General features: G+C 72.4%; 17 protein-coding genes. 10 read left to right on the forward strand and 7 right to left on the reverse strand.

The window, feature by feature from the left end:
- Nucleotides 1-150: 150 nt before the first annotated feature.
- From ACLQ2S_RS07675 to dnaK, 4 genes are all read right to left on the reverse strand, one after another.
- A complete protein-coding gene (locus tag ACLQ2S_RS07675; RefSeq protein ID WP_425701409.1) occupies nt 151-588 on the reverse strand; it encodes a heat shock protein transcriptional repressor HspR in 438 nt (145 codons plus the stop codon).
- Nucleotides 589-616: 28 nt separating this feature from the next.
- Complete coding sequence (gene dnaJ / locus ACLQ2S_RS07680; protein ID WP_309223067.1) at nt 617-1,786, reverse strand: molecular chaperone DnaJ; 1,170 nt, start codon at nt 1,784-1,786, stop codon at nt 617-619.
- 85 nt (nt 1,787-1,871) lie between these two features.
- On the reverse strand, nt 1,872-2,627 hold the full coding sequence (gene grpE / locus ACLQ2S_RS07685; protein WP_155217099.1) for a nucleotide exchange factor GrpE: 756 nt from the start codon (nt 2,625-2,627) through the stop codon (nt 1,872-1,874).
- A gap of 44 nt (nt 2,628-2,671) precedes the next feature.
- The gene (dnaK, locus tag ACLQ2S_RS07690; RefSeq protein ID WP_155217097.1) at nt 2,672-4,540 is read right to left on the reverse strand and encodes a molecular chaperone DnaK; all 1,869 of its coding nucleotides are present in this window, start codon (nt 4,538-4,540) and stop codon (nt 2,672-2,674) included.
- A gap of 219 nt (nt 4,541-4,759) precedes the next feature.
- Here dnaK and ACLQ2S_RS07695 point away from each other — a divergent pair, with 219 nt between their 5' ends.
- From ACLQ2S_RS07695 to ACLQ2S_RS07740, 10 genes are all read left to right on the forward strand, one after another.
- Entirely contained in the window at nt 4,760-6,625 is a 1,866-nt protein-coding gene (locus ACLQ2S_RS07695) for an ABC transporter (protein ID WP_425701410.1), read from the forward strand.
- Nucleotides 6,626-6,630: 5 nt separating this feature from the next.
- A complete protein-coding gene (locus ACLQ2S_RS07700) occupies nt 6,631-8,307 on the forward strand; it encodes a GTPase (RefSeq protein ID WP_425701411.1) in 1,677 nt (558 codons plus the stop codon).
- A 52-nt stretch (nt 8,308-8,359) separates the two neighbouring features.
- Complete coding sequence (locus ACLQ2S_RS07705) at nt 8,360-9,580, forward strand: hypothetical protein (protein WP_155217093.1); 1,221 nt, start codon at nt 8,360-8,362, stop codon at nt 9,578-9,580.
- Between the two features lie 50 nt (nt 9,581-9,630).
- A complete protein-coding gene (locus tag ACLQ2S_RS07710; RefSeq protein WP_425701412.1) occupies nt 9,631-10,464 on the forward strand; it encodes a hypothetical protein in 834 nt (277 codons plus the stop codon).
- A 635-nt stretch (nt 10,465-11,099) separates the two neighbouring features.
- Nucleotides 11,100-12,275, forward strand: coding sequence for a pyruvate dehydrogenase (acetyl-transferring) E1 component subunit alpha (pdhA, locus tag ACLQ2S_RS07715; RefSeq protein WP_155217090.1), 1,176 nt, complete (start codon nt 11,100-11,102; stop codon nt 12,273-12,275).
- Complete coding sequence (locus tag ACLQ2S_RS07720; RefSeq protein WP_155217088.1) at nt 12,275-13,264, forward strand: alpha-ketoacid dehydrogenase subunit beta; 990 nt, start codon at nt 12,275-12,277, stop codon at nt 13,262-13,264. The genes pdhA and ACLQ2S_RS07720 overlap by 1 nt, the downstream gene beginning before the upstream one ends.
- 5 nt (nt 13,265-13,269) lie before the next feature.
- Entirely contained in the window at nt 13,270-14,703 is a 1,434-nt protein-coding gene (locus ACLQ2S_RS07725) for a dihydrolipoamide acetyltransferase family protein (RefSeq protein WP_425701438.1), read from the forward strand.
- A gap of 218 nt (nt 14,704-14,921) precedes the next feature.
- Entirely contained in the window at nt 14,922-15,059 is a 138-nt protein-coding gene (locus tag ACLQ2S_RS07730) for a hypothetical protein (protein ID WP_165521953.1), read from the forward strand.
- A 342-nt stretch (nt 15,060-15,401) separates the two neighbouring features.
- Nucleotides 15,402-17,852, forward strand: a complete 2,451-nt coding sequence (locus ACLQ2S_RS07735) for an LppU/SCO3897 family protein (protein ID WP_155217086.1) — start codon at nt 15,402-15,404, stop codon at nt 17,850-17,852.
- A 151-nt stretch (nt 17,853-18,003) separates the two neighbouring features.
- On the forward strand, nt 18,004-19,839 hold the full coding sequence (locus ACLQ2S_RS07740) for an NHL domain-containing thioredoxin family protein (protein ID WP_155217084.1): 1,836 nt from the start codon (nt 18,004-18,006) through the stop codon (nt 19,837-19,839).
- A gap of 10 nt (nt 19,840-19,849) precedes the next feature.
- Here ACLQ2S_RS07740 and ACLQ2S_RS07745 read toward each other — a convergent pair whose 3' ends face one another.
- Genes ACLQ2S_RS07745 through ACLQ2S_RS07755 form a run of 3 tightly spaced genes read right to left on the reverse strand, consistent with a single transcriptional unit; the run spans nt 19,850 to nt 22,117 of the window.
- Entirely contained in the window at nt 19,850-20,599 is a 750-nt protein-coding gene (locus tag ACLQ2S_RS07745) for a LamB/YcsF family protein (RefSeq protein ID WP_425701413.1), read from the reverse strand.
- Complete coding sequence (locus ACLQ2S_RS07750; protein WP_309223065.1) at nt 20,583-21,440, reverse strand: biotin-dependent carboxyltransferase family protein; 858 nt, start codon at nt 21,438-21,440, stop codon at nt 20,583-20,585. The genes ACLQ2S_RS07745 and ACLQ2S_RS07750 overlap by 17 nt, the downstream gene beginning before the upstream one ends.
- Nucleotides 21,437-22,117: a 5-oxoprolinase subunit B family protein gene (locus ACLQ2S_RS07755; protein WP_425701414.1), complete on the reverse strand. Its 681-nt coding sequence runs from the start codon at nt 22,115-22,117 to the stop codon at nt 21,437-21,439. The genes ACLQ2S_RS07750 and ACLQ2S_RS07755 overlap by 4 nt, the downstream gene beginning before the upstream one ends.
- Nucleotides 22,118-22,178 lie beyond the last annotated feature (61 nt).

Genomic DNA, 22,178 nt, shown 5'->3' on the forward strand with positions numbered 1-22,178 from the left:
ATCGGAGTCCGGATTGAGATGGTTTGGACCTGATTTCTGAAGGCTAGTCGAGACAACCTGTCCCGCGCTCGGATTCGCCGAAAACACGAAGACGCGAAACGGGTGTGGCTCCCTCGGGCGGGAGCCACACCCGTTTCGACAGTGACGACGTCAGCGTCCGGAGCTGCGTCGGGGACGCCAGACCACCAGGGCGGTCGAGGTCTGGTTGGTGGGCACGAGGTCACGGCCGGGGAAGCGGGCCAGTGACTCCAACTCGGCGATCCGGCGGTACGCGGCGTCGAGTTCGGCCTCCATCTGGGCCACCCGCTGCTGTGCCTGCTCCAGCAGGCGTTCCAGCCCAATGATCCGTTTGATCCCGGCGAGGTTGACGCCGTCTTCCTGGCTGAGCCGCTGCACCTCGCGCAGCAGCACCACGTCCCGGACGCTGTAGCGCCGCCCGCCACCGGCCGCCCGACCGGCCTGCACCAGGCCGAGCCGGTCGTACTGGCGCAACGTCTGTGGATGCATCCCCGCCATCCGCGCCGCAACCGAGATCATCAGCACCTTGGCCTCGTATGCCGGGTCATCCGCTCCGACGGACCCGTCCATCCCGCTCACCTCCGCACCGCTTCACCGCTCAACCGAATCGACGCACCCGCGCGTCGAGATGTTCCCGGGCCGCCGGCGGAGTCTGCTCGGCGAACGTTTCCAGGGCAGCCCGTGCCTCGTCGGAGATCCGCGCCGGCACCACCACGTCGAGGGTGACCAGCAGGTCGCCGCTCTGCCCGTCCCGACGGCTGACGCCCTTGCCCCGGGCACGCAGGACGCGACCGCTCGGCGTACCGGGCGGCACCCGCAGGGTCACCGCGCCGTCCAACGTCGGCACCCGCAGATCGGTGCCGAGGACAGCCTCCGCGAACGTGATCGGCACAGTCAGGGTGAGATCGTCACCGGTGCGTCCGAAGACCTCGTCCGGCCGCACCTTCACGTGCACGAACAGGTCACCCGCCGGCCCGCCGCGTTCACCCGGCTCGCCTCGCCCGGCCAACCTGATCCGCTGGCCGTCGGCCACCCCGGCGGGGAAGCGTACGTTGAGTGTCCGGGTCTTGGTGACCCCGCCGGTGCCCCGGCACTCCGGGCACTTCTCGTCCACCACCGTGCCCACACCCTGGCAGTTGCGGCAGGGCTCGGAGAAGCTGAAGGCACCCTGGTTCCGGGTGGTGACCCCGGCACCGTGGCAGACCGGGCAGGTGCGGGGCGACGTCCCTGGCTTGGCGCCGTTGCCGTGGCAGGTTTCGCAGACACCCGGTGCCCGCAGCGTCAGGGGGAGGGTCACGCCGCGTACCGCGTCGTCGAAGTCGAGCACCACCTCGGTCTCGACATCGCGGCCCCGGGCCGGACCCGGTGCGCCGCCGCCCCCACCGGAGAAGATCGAGCTGAACAGGTCGGAGATGTTGCCACCGGCGAACCGCCCGCCACCCGCCTGTGCACCGCCGAACAGGTCGGAGACGTCGAACGGGGCACCGCCCGGCCGACCCGCCTGGCGGGCACCGCGCCGGAACGCCCCCGAGCCGAACAGGGAGCGCATCTCGTCGTACTCGCGACGCTTCGCGTCGTCGCCGAGCACCGCGTACGCCTCGGACACCGCCTTGAAGCGTTCCTCGGCCTTGGGGTCACCGGGATTGTGGTCCGGGTGTGACTCGCGGGCCAGCTTGCGGTACGCCTTCTTGATCTCATCAGACGGCGCGGTCTTCGACACGCCCAGGACCGCGTAGTAGTCCTTCTCGATCCAGTCCTTCGAACTCACCCGTACACCTCCTCCCCGCCTGCGGGCCCGGTCCGCCCCGCCCACCGGGTATCGGCGAGCGGGGCGGCCGGGTCACTGTCGTGCACTACTCCGGATCGGCGACCGCGACCATCGCGGGCCGCAGCAGTCGTTCACCGACCTGGTAGCCCCGACGCATGACCTGCACGCAGGTCGGCTCGGTCACGTCAGGCGAGGTCTGGTGGGCCACCGCCTCGTGCCGCGTCGGGTCGAACGGGTCGCCCTGCTCACCGAACGGGGTCAACCCGAACTTGCCCAACGTGGTGATCAACTGCTCGGCCACCGAGCCGAACGGGCCGACCAGGTCGCCGTGCTCCCGGGCCCGGTCGAGATCGTCCAGGATCGGCAGCAGAGCGGCGAGGACGGACGCGGTGGCCTGCTCGGTGACCAGGCCACGGTCGCGCTCGACCCGCTTGCGGTAGTTGGCGTACTCGGCCGAGACCCGCTGCACGTCGCGGGTGCGCTCGTCCAACTCGGCGCGGACGGCCGCCAACTCGGCCCCCAGCCCACCGTCGGCCGACGCCTCGCCGACCGGCCGCGCCGGCGAGTCCACCACCGGCGGGCCGTCGGCGGACGGCTCGTTCAGCGCGCTCGCCTCCACCTCGATCGAGTCGACCACGACCTCGGCCTCCTCGACCAGGCCCTCCGCCGACACGTCCGGTCCGGCGTCGGCCGCCGTACCGTCGGGCTCCCGGATCTGGCTGATCTTGCGGTTGTTGCGGATGACGACCTTCGGTGTGTCGTCGGCGGCCGGCTCGGACGCCGAGCCATCCGGCGTCGACCCGGTGTCAGCCGAGTCGGCGTCTCGTGGCTTCTCCGTCATACGACTACCTCATCCCTTTGCCGTGAGCTCGGTGACCAGGACTGTCACTTCTTGTCCTCGTCCACGATCTCCGCATCGACCACGTCGTCCGCACCGGGTCGCGCGCCGCCGGCCTGCGCCCCACCGGCCGCACCGGCCGCTCCGGCACCGGCCTCGCCGCCGGCCTGGGACTGCTCGGCCTGCTGGGCGTAGAGCAGCGAACCGGCCTCCTGGGAGACCTGCGCGAGCTGCTCGTGCGCCGACTTGATCTTCTCGATGTCGCTGCCACCGAGCGCGCCCCGCAGCTCACCGAGGGCCTCGTTGAGCTTCTCGCGGTTCTCGGCCGGGAGCTTCTCGCCGTTCTCGGCGAGGAACTTCTCGGTCTGCCACTGGAGGGCCTCGGCCACGTTGCGGGTCTCGGCCTCCTCGCGGCGGCGCTTGTCCTCCTCCGCGTGCTCCTCGGCGTCGCGGCGCATCCGCTCGATGTCGTCCTTCGGCAGCGAGGAGCCGCCGGTGATCGTCATCTTCTGTTCCTTGCCGGTGCCCAGGTCCTTGGCGTGGACGTTGACGATGCCGTTCGCGTCGATGTCGAAGGTGACCTCGATCTGCGGCACGCCGCGCGGGGCCGGCGGGAGGCCGGTCAGCTCGAAGGTGCCGAGCTTCTTGTTGTACGCGGCGATCTCGCGCTCGCCCTGGAAGACCTGGATCAGCACCGACGGCTGGTTGTCATCGGCGGTGGTGAACACCTCGGACCGCTTGGTCGGGATCGTGGTGTTGCGCTCGATGAGCTTGGTGAAGATGCCGCCCTTGGTCTCGATGCCCAGGCTCAGCGGGGTCACGTCGAGCAGCAGGACGTCCTTGACCTCGCCCTTGAGCACACCGGCCTGGAGAGCGGCGCCCACGGCGACGACCTCGTCCGGGTTGACGCCCTTGTTGGGCTCCCGGCCGGTGAGCTGCTTGACCAGCTCGGTCACGGCCGGCATCCGGGTCGAGCCACCGACGAGGATGACGTGCTCGACGTCGGAGACCTTGATGCCCGCGTCCTTGACGGCCTGCTCGAACGGGCCCTTGCAGCGGTCCAGCAGGTCCTGCGTCATCCGCTGGAACTCGGCCCGGGTGAGCGTCACGTCCAGGTGCAGGGGGCCGGACGCCCCGGCGGTGATGTACGGCAGGTTGATGTTGCTGGTGGTGGCGGCGGACAGCTCGATCTTGGCCTTCTCGGCCGCCTCCTTGAGCCGCTGCATCGCCATCTTGTCCTGCGACAGGTCGATGCCGTGCTCGCCCCGGAAGGTCTTCACCAGGTGGTCGATGATCCGCTGGTCCCAGTCGTCACCACCGAGCAGGTTGTCACCGCTGGTCGACTTGACCTCGATGACACCCTCGGCCAGCTCCAGCAGGGACACGTCGAAGGTACCGCCACCGAGGTCGAAGACCAGGACGGTCTGCTCCTTGGAGCCCTTGTCCAGCCCGTACGCCAGGGCCGCCGCGGTCGGCTCGTTCACGATCCGCAGCACGTTGAAGCCGGCGATCTCACCGGCCTCCTTGGTGGCCTGACGCTGGCCGTCGTTGAAGTAGGCCGGGACGGTGATCACCGCGTCGGTGATCTGCTCGCCCAGGTAGGCCTCGGCGTCCCGCTTGAGCTTCATCAGCGTCCGGGCCGAGATCTCCTGCGGGGTGTACTTCTTCCCGTCGATGTCCACGGACCAGTTGGTGCCGATCTCCCGCTTGACCGAGCGGATCGTCCGGTCCGGGTTCGTCACCGCCTGGCGCTTGGCTACCTCACCGACGAGCACCTCGCCGTTACGGGCGAACGCGACGATCGACGGGGTCGTCCGCGAGCCCTCAGCGTTGGCGATGACGGTAGGCTCACCGCCCTCCAGAACGCTGACGCAGGAGTTCGTCGTGCCGAGGTCGATACCGACCGCACGTGCCATCTTCGCTTCCTCGCTTCGTTACGTTGAGCAGGTGACGGGCCCTCCCGTCGCGCTGCGCGGCAGGTGCCGCCCACAGCGACCCCACCTCAAGTTGAGTGGACTTGACTCAATAGTGCCACGCCCCCGGAAATCGTCAAGTCAAGGTTGAGTCGAACCGACGCAACCCGGCAGTCCTACCGACTGGTTGTCTTACTTGTGTCGGTCGGGCACGCTTTAGCGGTGACGACGCACGGCGATTTCGCCTCACCTCCCGGCGCGCCCGCCGTCGCAGCCCGCACCGGACATACCGGCGCCGGGGAGGACCGACCCGCGGTCACCGGGGACGACACCCTGCCGGACGCCCTGACTGGCCTGCGTGCCGCGATCGGGGCGGCCCGGTTCCCACTGGCCCTGCCCTCGGCCGAGCCCGCGACGCGTACCGTCGCCTCCCTCGCCAACCAGCTCGACGACTACCTCCTGCCCCGCCTGGCCCGCCTCGACGCACCACTGCTCGTGGTGGTCGGCGGGTCCACCGGTGCCGGCAAGTCGACACTGGTCAACAGTCTGGTGCAGGCCCGGGTCAGCGCTGCCGGGGTGCTGCGACCCACCACCCGATCCCCGGTCCTGGTCTGCAACCCGGCCGACTCCGCCTGGTTCCGCCGGGGGGAGTTGCTGCCCGGTCTGACCCGCACCAACCAGCCCGGCGACGATCCCCGCACCCTGCACCTGGTCACCGCCCCGGCGCTTCCCCCCGGGCTGGCGTTCCTGGACGCCCCCGACATCGACTCGGTGGTCGACGCCAACCGGGCGCTGGCCAGCCAACTGCTCGCCGCCGCCGACCTCTGGCTCTTCGTCACCACCGCCGCCCGCTACGCCGACGCCGTCCCCTGGGAACTGCTGCACGGCGCGCGGGCCAGAGGCGCGGTGCTCGCCCTGGTGCTCAACCGGGTGCCCGCCGAGGCGACCGACGAGGTGGCCACCCACCTGGCCGAGATGCTCGCCGAACAGGGCCTCGACTCGGCACCGCTGTTCGTACTGCCGGAGACCTGGGTCGACGGGCAGGGCCTGCTACCGGGCCGGAGCACCGCACCGCTGGCCGACTGGTTCGCCCGGCTCGCCGCCGACGCGGACGCCCGCTCGGCCGTGGTCCGCCAGACGCTGGGTGGCGCGCTGGCCCTCCTGCAACCCACCATCGAGAGCCTCGCCGCCGCAATCGACGAGCAGGTCGCCACCGCCGACGCGATGGACGATCGGGTACGCGCGGCGTACCGGGCCGCGAACCGGACCGTCGAGCAGGGGCTACGCGACGGACGGCTGCTCCGAGGCGAAGTCCTCGCCCGCTGGCAGGAGTTGGTCGGCACCAGCGACATCTTCCGCACCCTCGAGGCGCGCATCGGCCGCCTACGGGACCGCGTGGTGGCCGCGTTCTCCCGCCGCCCGGCCCCCGCCGTGGAGCTGCGGGAGGCACTCGAATCGCAACTGGTCACGCTGTTGCGCGGCGTAGCCGCGGAGGCCGCGGAGCACGCGTACACCGGGTGGAAGGCACACCCGGCGGGCGCTGCCCTGCTCGACCCTGACCTGGCTCACCACTCCGCCGACCTGCCACAACGGGCCGAGCGACTGGTCCGGGACTGGCAGCGCGGCGTGCTGGAGCTGGTCCGGGCCGAGGGCGGCGACCGACGCTTCGTGGCCCGGACGGCGGCGTACGCGGTCAACGCGACCGGGCTCGCCGTGATGATCGCGGTCTTCGCCGCCACCGCCTTCATCCCGACCGGGCTGGAGGTCGCCACCGGGGCCGGCACCACCCTCGCCGGACAGGCGGTGCTCCAGGCGATCTTCGGCGACCAGGCCGTACGTACTCTCGCTCGGAAGGCCCGGGAGGACCTGCTGGGGCGGGTGGCGGTGCTGCTGGACGAGGAGGCCACCCGCTACCTCGCGCGGACCAGACAGGCCCGACCGGCGGCCGACACCGCCACAGCCCTGCGCCAGGCGGCCGGACGGGTGGAGGCGGCCCGATTGCACAGCGGCTTCGCCGAAGCCGCTGGCGCGCTCAGCGTCCAGACCACGGGTCTCGACGCACCGGCGACCGACGGGGAGCAGCCTTGACCGGCATGGGCGGACGCCTCCGGGAGGCGTTGCGGATCGCCGACGGGCGGGTGGACGCGGACCAGCTGGTCGCCCGGCTGGAGGCGGTACGGCGGTTCCTCGGCATCGTCGACGGCCACCTGCCGGACACTCCGCTGGTGCCGGCACGCACCCTGGTCGAACGGGCCGGCACCCGACTGGCGCTGTCGCGCGATCACACCGTGGTGGCGTTGGCCGGCTCCACCGGCAGCGGCAAGTCGAGCCTGTTCAACGCCATGGCCCGGATGGACCTCTCACCCGTCGGGGTACGCCGACCCACCACCGGCGTCACCCACGCCTGCGTCTGGGGCCCGCTCGACGGCGGCAACCGACTGCTCGACTGGCTCGGCGTGCTGCCCCGCCACCGATTCATCCGGGAGAGCCTGCTCGACGGCGACGACGAGTCGACCCTGCACGGGCTGATCCTGCTCGACCTGCCGGACTTCGACTCCGTCCAGCACGCGCACCGGCTGGAGGTGGACCGGCTACTCGGCCTGGTGGACCTGGTGGTCTGGGTGGTCGACCCGCAGAAGTACGCCGACCGGGTGATGCACCGCGGCTACCTCCGCGATTTCCACCGGCATCGGGACGTGACCGTCGTCGTGCTCAACCAGACCGACCGGCTGCCCCCCGCCGAGGTGCCCCGGGTGCTGGCCGACCTGCGCCGCCTGCTCGACGCGGACGGGCTCGACGGGGTGCCCCTGGTGGCGACCAACATCGCCGAGCCGGACGGCCCGGAGGGGTTGCGACGAGCACTGGAACGCACCGTCGCCGAACGGCAGGCGGCGCTGCGTCGTCTCTCCGGTGACGTGGACGCCGTCGTCGCCGCGCTGGACGAGATGGTCGGTGAGCCCCGCACCGCGCTCGCCGCAGACGATCCCGCAGTCGCCGCGCTGGAACGTGCGCTGGGTGCGGCGGCAGGGGTGCCCACCGTCGTCGAGGCGGTCGAGCAGGCGTACCGGCACCGCGCGGCGGCGGCCACCGACTGGCCGCTGCTGCGGCTCTGGCGGCGGCTACGCGCCGACCCGCTGCGCCGCCTGCACCTGCCCGAACGACGGGCGGGCACAGATCCGGAGGAGAGCCTGGTGGCCGCGACCTCCGTACCGGAGCCCAGCGCGGCCGACAAATCGGCGCTGGCGCTGGCCCTGCGGACGGTGGCGGAGCAGGCCGGTGCCGGACTGCCGAACGCCTGGCCGGACGCGATGGCCGCAGCGGCCCGGTCCCGCCTCGGCGACCTGCCGGACGCCCTGGACGGCGCGCTCGCCACCACCGACCTCGGGATGGATCGCCCTCGCACCTGGTGGCGGCTGGTCGGCGGGGTGCAGTGGCTGGTGACGCTTGCCTCGGTGGTCGGGTTGGGCTGGCTGCTCCTCGGCTACCTGGTACGCGCGCTGGGCCTACCGGAACTGCGCCACCCGATGGTCGGTGAGGTGCCGGTACCGACCCTGCTGCTGCTCGGCGGAGTGTTGACCGGGTTGCTCCTCGCCGCGCTGACCCGTCCGTTGGTGCGCTGGGCCGCCCGGCAGGCCCGCCGACGAGCCGAGGCGCAACTGGTCCGAGCCATCGCGAGCGTCGGCGAACAGTACGTGCTCAACCCGGTTCGTGCCGTGATCGCCGCGCACGCTGACGCGCGTACCGTCCTGGAGGTCGCCCGACACCGCTGAACCGGCCCGCTGAACGTTCCTGGACGCCACGCGATCGGCGTAGGGTCGGGTCATGGCCACGCCAGAAACCCCTTACGACGCGGTGCTGCACGCCGCCCGCGACGTGACCAAGCTCGACTCGGCCTTCGATGCCGAGATGCTCGGCGCGGCACTGCTGGGCAGCGTGTACGAGGTCGCCGAGACGGATCGGGAGGGGGCGGTCCGGGACTTCGTCGGCGGCTTCCTCGCCGCCACCTCGCGACGGCGGGCGGTCGCCGCGACGACCGTCCGGGCCATCTTCGCCGCCCTGGTGCCCGACGCGGTCGGCGCGGACCGGGTCCGACCCGGCGCGACCGCACCGGCCTGGTCCGGACAGCTCGGCAAGGTGCACCTCACCGGCACCTGGGCGTACGGCGACGTGTACGGAGACCAGACCTCCTACCTGGCCACATTCGCCTACGACGACGCCACGGGAGGGCCGGAACACGCCCTCGTGGCCTTGATCGACCACAACATCGGCATCACCAAGGACGTCTTCGTCGGCGGGCCGGCAGACCGGATCCTGGACCAGGTCCGGCAGTTGTGCGCCGAGGACGAGCTGACCTGGTTCCGGGAGGAGAGCCCGACCCGGATGCGTGGCGAGGTGAGCCGGCACCTGGCCGTCACCGATCACCTGGGGCAGCTGCCCGGTGCCGCCTCGCTGGCCACCGACCGGGCGCTGGTCGGGGCCCGGCTGGCGATCCTGCCGGCCGCGACCGCGCCACCGCCCCGGCGGGCCGACGACCCGCTGCCCGACGCCGAACGAGCTGCGGAGATCCGCCGCTTCCTGGCCTCACCGGACGCGGCTCGGGCCGGACTGGACGCGGTCGAGGACGCCGAGCTGGCCTCCCTGCACTTCTGTCTGGGTCTGCTGCTCGACCACGCGGCCACCTTCCCCGACGCCGATCCGCTGCGGTGGAGCCCGACCGTCGCCGGCCTCTTCCTGCTCGACTGGGTGCACCGCCGGGCGGTGCTCGACATGGACGACGCGGCGATGCTGCCCCGGGTGCTGCGCGCCTGGGCCGGGTACGCGGCACATCGACGCGGGCTGCCCGAGTCGGCCGCCACCGCCACGGACTCCGCGATCGAGGAGATGGTGCCGGAGTTCGTCCGGCTCTACGCGACCGGCGAGCGGCGCAGCCCGGCCACCGCCGCAGTGGCGCAGTTGATGGCGGACGGCGTCGACCCGGACGACCCGGCTGCCCTGGACGCCTGGATCGAGGCCAACCGACACCGCCTCGCCGACGACGGCTGAGCAGGCTACGGGTCAGCCGTCGGTATCGGTCGCACCAGGGTCAGCGATCGGTGTCGGTCGAACCGGTGGCGGGCAGGCACCGGTCGCGCAGCCGGATCCGGGCCCGGAGACGGGCGCTGCCGTTGCGTTCCGGCGCGCCGGGCAGCACCGGCTCGGTGATCGCGCTGGTCGGCGAGGCGTCCGACGTGGGATCGACGTCAGCCGGGGCCGTCGGACTCACCGAAGCGGTCGGCACGGCAGGCCCGGACGGTGAACTCGACGCGGTCGGGTCGCTCGTCGGGGACGGGTCACTCGACGCGGTCGGGTCGACGGACGCCGAGGGATCGCCGGACGGGCTCGGCTCCGTGGTCGGCGGTTCGCTCGACGGAACCGGATCGGCGGCGTCGCTCGGATCGGCCGAGGCGGTCGGCGGGTCCGGGTCGTCGGTCGGCGAAGGCGGACCGCTCGTCGGGGTCGGATCGCCGGTCGGCGAGGGTGAGCCGCTCGTCGGGTTCGGCGACGGCGTCGGGGTGCGGGTCGGGGTCGGTGCCGGACGCGGGGCCGGGGTGCTGCTCGGTGGCCGGGGAGCCGGTACGGTCGTCGGCGCGCCGGGACGGCGGACCGGAGCGTGTTCGACAGGTGTGCCGGCGGTCGTCAGCCGTGGCGCCGGCACCACCGGGCTGACCGGCGACGCGGCCGGCTCGACCGAGGGCACCGAGGTCGTGGTGGCGGGCACAGCGGTGGGCGGCGGCGGAAGCACCACCGGACCGACGGAGGGGGTCGGGATGAACGGCGTACCGCTGTCCGGCAACGCCGTGCTGCCGACCGTCGCGGAGCCGGTGCTGATCGCGGCGAGGACCGGCATCGAGGCCGTGCCGGCGAGCAGCGCCACCGTCAGCAGATAGCCCCGGCTGGGTCCGGCGGTACGCACCGCCCGGTGCGCGCCCACCACGCGGCGGTAGCCGGATGCCCGGTGCCGTCCGAGGAACGGAGTCCCGGGACCTTCACCTGGTTCGGACACCACGCACTCCTCGTCGTCGCCCTGGACCGGGGAAACCGACGGAGACCCCGGCGGGCCGACCGACAGCCGACTCAGGCCCGCGCGATCAGCCTGGGGCAGTTACTCTGCGTCAGCCAACCCCACACCGCGTGTCGACACGCGTATCTGGCCGAATGGTGACGAACCATCACCGGATCGGTCGCGCGTCGCTCGACCCGACACTCCGGCATTTCAGGTAACGAAGCGGGCCGCCACCAGGACGCGGGGCAGGCAGGGTGTGGGACGCCTCACCTCTGATGCGAGACTGGACGGTACGGCGGCAGCGCAGCCGCGACCTCCGCGCACCCACGCGGTAGGCGCGACTGGGCGCCGGCGCTCCCGAACCGGGTTCGGCCAGAATCCGGCTCATGCCGCGCGGCAACCCCTACCGGGGTCAGGCGCGGCCGCCAGGAACCATCCCGGCACCAGCCGGGGCGGGCGCACGAGTCGCGCGGCCGGGTAACCCCCCGGTGCCGACGCAGACACGACAGGGAGAGACGGATGGCAAAGGGCGACCCCGGGGCACCGGCCCGCGGCCGACGAGCCGCGCCCCGATCCAGGAAGGCCACGACCGGCGATCCGGAGTTGGTGCAGCTGCTCACGCCGTCGGGCGAGCGGATCGAGAGCGTCACCGGTCCGGACGGCACCGAGTACCGTGTCGACTTCACCGACGAGGAGTACCGCGGCCTCTACCGCGACCTGGTTCTCGTCCGGAAGTTGGATGCCGAGGCGACCGCCCTGCAACGGCAGGGCGAACTGGGCCTGTGGGCCAGCCTGCTGGGCCAGGAGGCCGCGCAGGTCGGTTCCGGTCGGGCGCTGCGCGCACAGGACATGGCCTTCCCGACCTACCGGGAGCACGGCGTGCTCTACTGCCGTGGCATCGACCCGATCATGCCGTTGGGCCTGTTCCGCGGCGTCGACCAGGGCGGCTGGGACCCGAACGAGTTCAAGTTCAACATGTACACGATCGTGATCGGGGCGCAGACCCTGCACGCGACCGGGTACGCCATGGGCGTCGCGATGGACGGCAAGACCGGCACCGACGACGGCGAGGCGGTCATCGCCTACTTCGGTGACGGTGCCACCAGCCAGGGCGACGTCAACGAGGCCTTCGTCTGGGCCAGCGTCTTCAACGCCCCGCTGGTGTTCTTCTGCCAGAACAACCAGTACGCCATCTCCGAGCCACTGGAGCGGCAGACCCGGGTTCCGCTGTACCGGCGGGCCGCCGGCTTCGGCTTCCCCGGCGTACGGGTGGACGGCAACGACGTGCTGGCCACGTACGCGGTGGCCCGGCACGCCCTGGACAACGCCCGGCAAGGGCAGGGCCCCAGCCTGATCGAGGCGTACACCTACCGGATGGGGGCACACACCACCTCCGACGACCCGACCCGCTACCGCATCGCCAGCGAGGTCGAGGCCTGGCAGGCCAAGGACCCGATCGCCCGGATGAAGGTGTTCCTGGAGCGCGAGCAACTCGCCGATGCCGATTTCTTCGCCGACGTCGACGAGCAGGCCCGCCGGGAGGCGCTCGACCTGCGCGAGCGGGTGCTGGCCATGCCGAACCCGGCACCGGTCACCATGTTCGACCACGTCTACCCCAACGGGTCGCCGCTGCTCGATGAGCAGCGCGCACAGTTCACCAAGTACTTCGACTCGTTCGAGGGGAGCGCGCACTGATGGCCACGGAGACGCTCACCCTCGGCAAGGCCCTCAACATCGGCCTGCGTAAGGCCCTGGAGAACGACCCCAAGGTCGTCATCATGGGCGAGGACGTCGGCAAGCTCGGCGGGGTCTTCCGGATCACCGACGGGTTGCAGAAGGACTTCGGTGACCAGCGGGTGATCGACACCCCGCTGGCCGAGTCCGGCATCATCGGCACCGCGGTCGGCCTGGCCATCCGGGGCTACCGGCCGATCTGCGAGATCCAGTTCGACGGCTTCGTCTACCCGGCGTACGACCAGATCGTGTCGCAGGTGGCGAAGATGCACTACCGCTCGGGCGGCAAGCTGCGCATCCCGTTGGTCATCCGGATTCCCTTCGGTGGCGGCATCGGCGCGGTGGAGCACCACTCGGAGTCACCCGAGGCGTACTTCGCGCACACCGCCGGGCTCAAGGTGGTCTCCTGCGCCAGCCCGCAGGACGCCTACGTGATGATCCAGCAGGCCATCGCCTCCGACGACCCGATCGTGTTCCTGGAGCCCAAGCGGCGCTACTGGGAGAAGGGGCCGGTCGACCTCGACGCTCCGCTGTCCGAGGCGTACCCGCTGCACGCCGCCCGGATCGCGCGGGCCGGTACCGACGCCACCCTGCTCGCGTACGGCCCGATGGTGCGTACCTGCCTCGACGCGGCGACCGCCGCCGCCGAGGACGGGCGGAACCTGGAGGTCATCGACCTGCGTACGCTCTCCCCACTGGACCTGGGTGTGGTGTACGAGTCGGTGCGGCGTACCGGCCGCGCGGTGGTGGTGCACGAGGCACCGTCCAACGTGGGTCTGGGCGCGGAGATCGCGGCCCGGGTCACCGAGGAGTGCTTCTACTCCCTGGAGTCGCCGGTGCTGCGAGTGACCGGCTTCGACACCCCCTACCCGGCCGCCCGGGTGGAGGAGGAGTACCTTCCCGACCTCGATCGGGTGCTGGACGCTGTCGACCGCACCTTCGGCTGGTGAGCGGCATGTCGCGGATCAAGGAGTTCAACCTGCCCGACCTGGGCGAGGGCCTGACCGAGGGCGAGATCCTCGCCTGGCTGGTCAAGGTGGGCGACACGATCGAGTTGAACCAGCCGATCGTCGAGGTGGAGACGGCCAAGGCGGCCGTGGAGATTCCGGCGAAGTGGGCCGGCCAGGTCCAGGCGATCTTCCATCCGGAGGGCGCCACAGTCGAGGTCGGTACCCCGATCATCGCGATCGACACCGACCCGGGCGCCGGTCCGGTCGAGCAGTCCACCACCGGTGCATCCGCCACCGACCTGCCCACCCCGTCGGCGGCGTCGTTGGCCGCCGTGGAGGTCGCGCCGACCGAGGGCGCGGTCGAGCCGGGCCTGATCGGCGGTCCCGCCCCGGGTGGCCGCACCGCCGTTCTCGTCGGCTACGGGCCGCGTACCACGGCGGCGAAGCGTCGCCCCCGCAAGAGCTCCGCCCCGGCCGCACCGGCACCGACCGCACCGGTGCGGGTCGTGCCGGCACCGGTCCAGGCCACCGTGCCCGGCAACGGCCGAAGCAACGGGGTGCTGGCCAAGCCGCCGGTGCGCAAGCTCGCCAAGGACCTCGGCGTCGACCTGAGCACGCTGACCGGCTCCGGCCCGTCGGGCTCGATCACCCGGGAGGACGTCCAGCGGGCGGCGGCCCCTGCGGCCACCGCCCCGGCGACGGTCACCACCGTGGCCGGTTCGACCGCGAGCTTCGGCGCGGACCGCGAGCAACGCATTCCGGTCAAGGGAGTACGCAGGCTCACCGCCGAGAACATGTCCCGCTCGGCCTTCACCGCTCCGCACGTCACCGAGTTCCTGACCGTGGACGTGACCCGGGCGATGAAGGCGCTGGACCGGCTGCGCGAGCGGCGGGAGTGGCGTGACGTACGGGTCTCGCCACTGCTGCTGGTCGCCAAGGCGGTGCTGCTGGCGGTCCGGCGGCACCCGATGGTCAACTCCAGCTGGGCCGGCGACGAGATCATCGTCAAGGACTACGTCAACCTGGGCATCGCGGCGGCCACCGAACGTGGCCTGATCGTGCCGAACATCAAGGACGCCGGCCGGTTGACCCTGCGCGAGCTGGCGGACGCGATGACCGACCTGGTGCAGACGGCCAAGGCCGGGAAGACCTCACCGGCCGACATGTCCGGTGGCACCCTGACGATCACGAACGTCGGGGTGTTCGGAGTCGACACCGGAACTCCGATCCTGCCGCCGGGTGAGTCGGCGATCCTGGCCTTCGGCGCGGTCCGCCAACAGCCCTGGGTCCACAAGGGCAGGGTCAAGCCGCGCCTGGTCACCACGCTCGGTCTCTCCTTCGACCACCGGATCATCGACGGCGAGTTGGGGTCGAAGTTCCTGCGCGACGTGGGTGACTTCCTCACCGATCCGGAGGCGGCGCTGCTCGCCTGGACCTGACACCTCACGACGGCGACGGCCGGTGTGCAGGGGGTTACTCCCCGGCACACCGGCCGTTTCCGTTGGTCGAAGAAAAGTGTGGCCACTGCCACCGCTGGCCGAAGATTCGTAGGCTGGTGGCCCAACTCACCTACTAATCGGTGGCAATCCACGGTGCGCTGCGCTTCAATGGAGAGGACGACGGGACGACAACCGAATAGTCCAGGAGGAGAACCCCCATGAGCATGATCGAGCGAATCCGCAACCGCCGCGACGCCAACCGCCGCGCCCGCGCCATCGAGCGGGCCCTGCGTTCCGCCAGTTCGCCTGCGGTCCGTGACGAGATCCTCGCCATCGCCCAGCGTCACATGCACTGACGCCACACGACGTTATCCGCCTCCTCCAGATCGACGACCCGCCCGGTGTACCGGGCGGGTCGTCGGCGTTACGACCGGGCGTTGACTACCGGGATACCGCCCCGCCGCAGCGCCCGGTACGGTGGGGCTCGGTCGTCGTCCGTGCTCGGGGACAGACCGAGGCGACAGAAGCACCTCGACACCGCCCGGCGACGGACAGTGACAATCGAGCTCCCCGGAAGCCCACCAGCGGCTACCGGGTTACGGTGCGGGGAGCCGGCACGGCCGGTACGCCGGCACCGCCGGCTGTCCTGCCGAGACCATCGGCAACGGCGGCCGACATGTGATGGAGGAGGCGCACACATGACGTCCGAGGGCCCGCACCGCCCCGGCCAGGAGCCGGACGAGGTGCCGCCGGGCGGCAGCGGACCGGCACCGTACGGCGACCGACCAGCTCAGCAGGGCAACGGGTACGACGCATCCGCCCCCGACCTCGGTTGGGCCCCACCGCCACCCGCCCGGCCGGACACATCCGCACCAGCCTGGGCGAACCAGCCGGGCAACGCGTGGGGCAGCGCCCAGGCGACCCGGCAGGCAGAAGCCACGCCCGGCGGTTGGGACCAGCCCGCCGGTAACCAACCGGCCTGGGCGTCCCCCGGCGACCAGCCGCAGCAGCCCGGCCCGGGATGGGCCCCGGGCGCACCGCCCACATCGGATCAACCTGCCTGGGCAAACGGCGCCCAGGCCGGGCCTGCCTGGGCCAACGGTCCCGCCACTGGAGACAACGGGCAGTCTCCGGACTGGTCGTCGAACCAGCCCGCCGCGAGTCAGCCCGACTGGGCTGCCAACCAGCCCGCCGCGCGACAGCCCGACTGGAACGGCGGACAGTCCGCACCGGAGCAGTCGGCACCCAACGGGTGGGCCGGTGCGCAGCAGCCGGACTGGGCCAACCCACCGCGCCCCGACCAGCAGGCTCCCGACTGGGCTTCGGCCCCAGGGCAACCCGAGCCCGCCCAGCCCGCCTGGGCACAGGCCGACCAGCCGATGCCCACCCGCGAGCCGGTGGCCCGGGCCAGTGCCCAGGTGCCGATTCCCGACGCGGGTCAGCAGCAGCGGCCCACCGACGGGCCGTCCCGTACCGAGGCATGGCCGTCCGAGCAACCGGAACAGCCCGGCTGGGCGACCGGCCAGCGCCGAGAGCCCGCCGCCGGTGGCTGGGGCGGCGAGCAGCAGGCCGAGGGCTGGCAGCCGGGCGGTGACCGACCGGCACAGCCCGAGTGGGCCACGCCGCCACGGGAGGAGCCGACCGGCTGGGCCGGTGGCAACCCGGCGCAGCCGTCCTGGACTCCGTCGGCCGAGCCGCTCCCCTCCCGCAACGCCGCCGACCGGCCCTCCACGCCCGACATTCAGCCGTGGGCGCCAGGTGAGGCGTGGGGCCAGGCAGCGGCGGAGCCTGGCACGCCTCGGACCAACCCCGAGGCCGACGCCGGTCGGTCCGATGCTGCCCCGGTCTACCAGCCCGCACCGGCACCGGGCATCTCTCCGGCGAACAAGGTGCCGTTGCCGCCGCAAGAGCCACGAGTGCCGGGTGCCAGCCTGGCCGCCACACCACCGGCGGATTTCGCCCCGCCCGCGCCGCACACCGACGAACCCGCCAGCCCAGCGGCCGACCAGGCGGCTGGCTGGGGCCAGCCGGAGACCCGGTCCGACGATCCGCAGTCCCCGGCCATCCCGGCGCCGCGCACCTCACCGGAGGCCGAGGGCCGAGCCACCCCGGGCGCTGGCAGCGGCGTCGCGGCGAGCGCCTCCGTGCCGCTGTCCAGTCGGGTCATGCCCCCGGCGGACCACGCGGTTCGGCCGACCGGCTCACCCGCACCACAACCCCGGGTGTACGGCCGACCGGCCCGGACCGAGCACACCGAGGAGCCACCCCAGGAGCACGGCGAACAGCCGCTGGTGCCCCGCTTCGACCAGAGCCCGGGTCGGTTCGACTTCAACCAGGGTCCGGAGCGCAGCGACCAGGGCCCGGAGCGGTTCGAACCGGCACCGGAGCCCCACTTCCCCGACCGGGAAGCACCAATGGGTGGGCCTAACGCCTTCGCGGGTTCGGCCGCCCCGGCCTCACCGGCCGCCCCACCCGCCTTCCCGCCCGGGATTCCGTCCTTCGTGGACGCCCCGGCCACCAACCGTCCGGTCAACGGGGTACGCCCGCACGCGGACCCGCCGGCCGACCCGTTCGCGGGCACGCCGCGTGACCCGTTCGGCGGCCCGGGTAACGACCCGTTCGGTGGGCCGCCCGAGCACCCGGGCGGCACCTACGGCTCTCCCGTCCGCTCGGAGCCGGGTGGCGAGCACAACCCGGCGTTCCCCCCGCCGCCGCAGTCCGCGCCGCCGTGGAGCCCGGGGCCGGGTGCCGGGGCAGACGATGGGGAGCAGGGCCGCTTCGACGCGTTCAAGCCGGTCGCCGAGCCGACGCCGGAGGCACCGACGCCCAAGGTACGCAACGGCCGGGTGCTCGCCGCGGTGCTGGTCGCCGCCGTGCTCATCCTGGCGATCCCGCTCGGCCTGCTGATGCTCCTCGGCATGATCGGCGGATCGGACGACGCGAACGCCTTCGACCCGCCGGTCGGTTCCTGCGTCAAGCGCTCCGGCAACACCGCCGTGGCCGCCGACTGCGCCGAACCGGAGGCGTTCAGCGTGGTGTCCAAGGTCGAGTCGAAGGACAAGTGCCCCGATCCGGCCATGCCGCACGTCGACCTCCGGGGTGCCACCGCCAACCCGGTGCTCTGCCTCAAGGAGGCGGCCGCCGGCTGAGCCCGTGTGATCGTCGGCGGGGTCATGGGCGACCGTGGCCCCGCCTCGTTCTGTCCGACGAACCGCGACGAGATTCCACGGCGATGTCGGGTACGCCTCTCCGACCTGCCTTCAAGCCGGTTGCCCGCCGCTGGTAGGGCACGATGGGGTCATGAGTGCACGTGTACGGGCTCCCGAGCTTCGAGGTCGGGCCTGGTTGAACACCGGCGGACGAGAGCTGACCCTCGCCGACCTGCGCGGCAAGATCGTCATCGCCGATTTCTGGACCTTCTGCTGCATCAACTGCCTGCACGTCCTGGACGAGCTGCGTCCCCTGGAGCAGAAGTACGCCGACGTGCTGGTGGTGATCGGCGTGCACTCGCCGAAGTTCGAGCACGAGAAGGACCCGGACGCGCTGGCCGCCGCCGTGGAGCGGTACGGCGTACACCACCCCGTGCTCGACGACCCCGAGCTGGACATGTGGCAGCAGTACGCGGCCCGCGCCTGGCCGACCCTCGCGGTGATCGACCCCGAGGGATACGTGGTCGCCACCATGGCGGGCGAGGGCCACGCGGACGGGCTGGCCCGGCTGATCGACGAGCTGATCGCCACGCACGAGGCGAAGGGCACCCTGCACCGGGGAGACGGTCCGTACGTCCCGCCCGCAGAGCCGGAGACCACGCTCCGCTTCCCGGGTAAGGCGGTGGCCCTGCCCGACGGCAACCTGTTGGTCTCCGACTCGACGCGGCACCGCCTGGTCGAGTTGGGCACCGACGGGGACACCGTCGTGCGTACCATCGGCTCCGGCGAGCGGGGTCGGACCGACGGCTCCGCCGCTGCCGCGACCTTCTCCGAGCCTCAGGGGTTGTGCCTGCTGCCGCAACAGGTGGCCGAGGTCGCCGGTTACGACCTGGTGGTCGCCGACACCGTCAACCATCTGTTGCGGGGAGTACGGCTGTCCACCGGCGAGGTGCACACCGTCGCGGGCAGCGGGCGGCAGTGGCGCTCGACGGTCGACGACCACGCGCACGACGCCCTCTCGGTCGACCTCTCCTCGCCCTGGGACCTCGCCTGGTACGACGACAAGATCATCATTGCCATGGCGGGTATCCACCAGCTCTGGTGGTTCGACCCGATCAAGCGCACCGCCGGGATGTACGCCGGCACCACAGTGGAGGCGCTGCGTGACGGGCCGCTGGCGCAGGCGTGGCTGGCCCAGCCGTCCGGGCTCGCCGTCGCCACCGACGGCAGCCGGCTCTGGGTGGCCGACAGCGAGACCAGCGCCATCCGCTACGTCGAGAACGGCGTCCTGGGTACCGCCGTCGGTCAGGGCCTGTTCGACTTCGGCCACGTGGACGGCCCGGCGGCGAACGCTCTGCTTCAGCATCCGCTCGGGGTCTGCGCCCTGCCCGACGGCTCGGTGCTGATCGCCGACACGTACAACGGCGCGGTGCGCCGCTACAACCCGGCCGACGATCAGGTCGCCACCGTCGCCACCGGGCTGGCCGAGCCGAGCGACCTGGTCCTCACCGCCGACGGCGCGGTGCTGGTGGTGGAGTCGGCGGCGCACCGGATCACCCGGCTGGCTCCCGGTGCGCTGTCGGCGGCGGGTGCGGAGACCGTCGACGGTCCCCGGCACCGCACCGAGCGCAAGCCGACGGATCTGGCCGTGGGCGAGGTCGTCCTGGATGTCGTCTTCACCCCGGCACCCGGACAGAAGCTGGACGACACCTTCGGGCCGTCGACTCGGCTCGTCGTCTCGGCGTCCCCGCCGGAGCTGCTGGTCGAGGGTGCCGGCACCGGCACGGAGCTGTCCCGCCGTCTGGTGATCGACGGTTCGGTGTCCGGCGGGGTGCTTCAGGTGACCGCCCAGGCGGCGACCTGTGACGCCGATGTGGAGCACGCGGCCTGCCACCTGACCCGGCAGGACTGGGGCGTACCGGTGCGGGTGGTCGACGGCGGTGCCGCGCGGCTGCCGTTGGTCCTGCGGGGCATGGACGCGGGCTGAGGACCCGCTCTCAGCTGAACGGGGTGGGGGTGACGCCGGCGTCGAGGAGCGCGGCGCGGACGAGTTCCGCGGCGGCCACCGCGCCGGGACTGTCGCCGTGCAGGCACACCGACTCCACCGCGCACGGGACCGTGCTGCCGTCGACGGTCACCACGACCCGCTCGGTGGCCATCCGTACCGCCCGGCGCGCCACCTCCTGCGGGTCGGTGACCAGTGCGTCCGGTGCGGTGCGCGGCACCAGGCGGCCGTTGGGCAGGTAGTTGCGGTCGGCGAACCCCTCGGCCACCACCCGGATGCCGGCGCCCTGAGCGAGCTGGGCCAGCACGGATCCGGGTGGGCAGAGGACCGGCAGCTCCGGGTCGTAGTCGTCGAGCGCGGCCACCAGGGCCGCTGCGGGCATCTCCTCGCTGGCCGCCGCGTGGTAGAGCGCGCCGTGCGGCTTGAGGTAGCGGACCCGGGTCCGGTACGCCCGGCAGAAGGCGTCGAGCGCGCCGAGCTGGTAGAGCACCTCGTCGCGTAGTTCGGCGAACTCGTACGCGATGTGCCGCCGACCGAAGCCGGCCAGGTCCCGATATCCGACCTGGGCTCCGACGGCGACGCCCCGCTCCGCTGCGGCGGCACAGACCCGGCGCATGGTGGCCGGGTCTCCGGCGTGGAAGCCGCAGGCGACGTTGGCGGAGGTGACCAGGTTCAGCAGGGCCTGGTCGTCGCCGAGACGCCAGATGCCGAAACCCTCACCGAGGTCAGCGTTGAGGTCCATGGAACCTGACCGTAGTACCTGGCCCGGCCTGCGCGAGCGGCGTCACGTCGTCCACCACCGCGATGACCGGGTATCCGCCGGTGGTCGGGTGGTCGGCGAGGAAGACCAGTGGCTGACCGTCCGCCGGCACCTGCACCGCCCCGAGGACGAGCCCTTCGCTGGGCAGTTCCCCGGGCACCGCGCGGGGTAGCGGTGCGCCGCTGAGGCGTACGCCGACCCGGTTGCTCAACGGACTCACCTGGTACGCCGTACCGAGCAGCGTCTTCAGCGCCGCCGGGGTGAACCAGTCGTGCCGGGGTCCGAGCCGGACGGTGAGCGACAGCTCTGCGGGGGCTGCCACGGGCACGGTGACGTCGACCGGGGCGGGTGGTCCGGCGGGGGTGCCGAGCGGCAGCAGGTCGCCGTCGCGCAGTGGGGCCGGTCCGATCCCGGCGAGGGTGTCGGTGGCGCGGCTGCCGAGCACCGGCGCGACGGCGATCCCGCCGGCCACCGCGAGCCAGCAGCGCAGGCCCCGTCGGGCGGGACCGATGCGCAGCACCGCCCCGCCCGGTACGGCCAGCGGACGCCCGGTGTCGCCGGGACGGTGGCCGACCCGTACGTCGGCCTCGGCGCCCACCACGGCGACGGTGGTGGCCCGGGTGGGGCGCAGCTCGCAGCCGGTCAGGGTGATTTCCAGTCCGGCGGCGGTCTCCGGGTTGCCGACGAGACGGTTGGCCAGCCGCAGGGCCGCCGGGTCGAGCGCACCGGATCGGGGTACGCCGAGATGCGCCCAACCGGGTCGGCCGAGATCCTGCACGGTGGTCAACGCCCCGGCCCGGAGCACCTCGACCTGGCCGGTCACTGCTGCACCAGCCGGACCCGGGTGCCGGGGCTGAGCAGTGCCGGTGGGTCCGCGGTCACGTCGAACAGGGTTACTTCGGTCCGTCCGACCAGCATCCAGCCGCCGGGGGAGGCGGAGGGGTAGATCCCCGCGTACCGCCCGGCCAGGGCCACCGACCCGGCCGGTACCCGGGGACGGGGCGTCGGCAGCCGAGGCACCGTCAGTTCGGCGGGCAGCCCGGTGAGGTACCCGAAGCCGGGTGCGAAACCGCAGAACGCGACCTGGAACTCGGTCTCCCGTAGGCGGCTCACGACGTGCGGTACGTCTGTGCGCCAGTGTTCCGCCACCCGGGGCAGGTCCGCTCCGTCGAAGGTCACCGGTATCCGGACGAGGTGGGCGGCGGTGGCACCGGGCTCGGCCGCCTCGGTGTCGGCGGACGGTGCGACGGTCCAGCCGGCGATCCGGGCGGCGGTGGCCGACGGATCCGCGACGCCGTCGAGCAGCACGGTGGTGGCCGCCGGCACGATCTCGACGGCGGACAGTTCGCCCAGCTCGCGCCGTCGCCACAGTTCCGCCCGCCACGCCTCGACGATGGCGCTCACGTCGGTGTCACGGCGGGGCGCGGCGGGGGGATCGGTCTCCTCCGGCAGGGTGAGGTCGAGCAGGAGGGCGTGCGTGCCGACCCGTCTGATCCGCATTCCGCTATCTTCTCGTAAACGCCTCCGCTGCCGCGTCGTCCGCTGGTCGCGGGGGCGTGAC

Origin of the sequence: Micromonospora sp. DT48 (assembly GCF_049844495.1) — a bacterium.
GTDB lineage: Bacteria > Actinomycetota > Actinomycetes > Mycobacteriales > Micromonosporaceae > Micromonospora.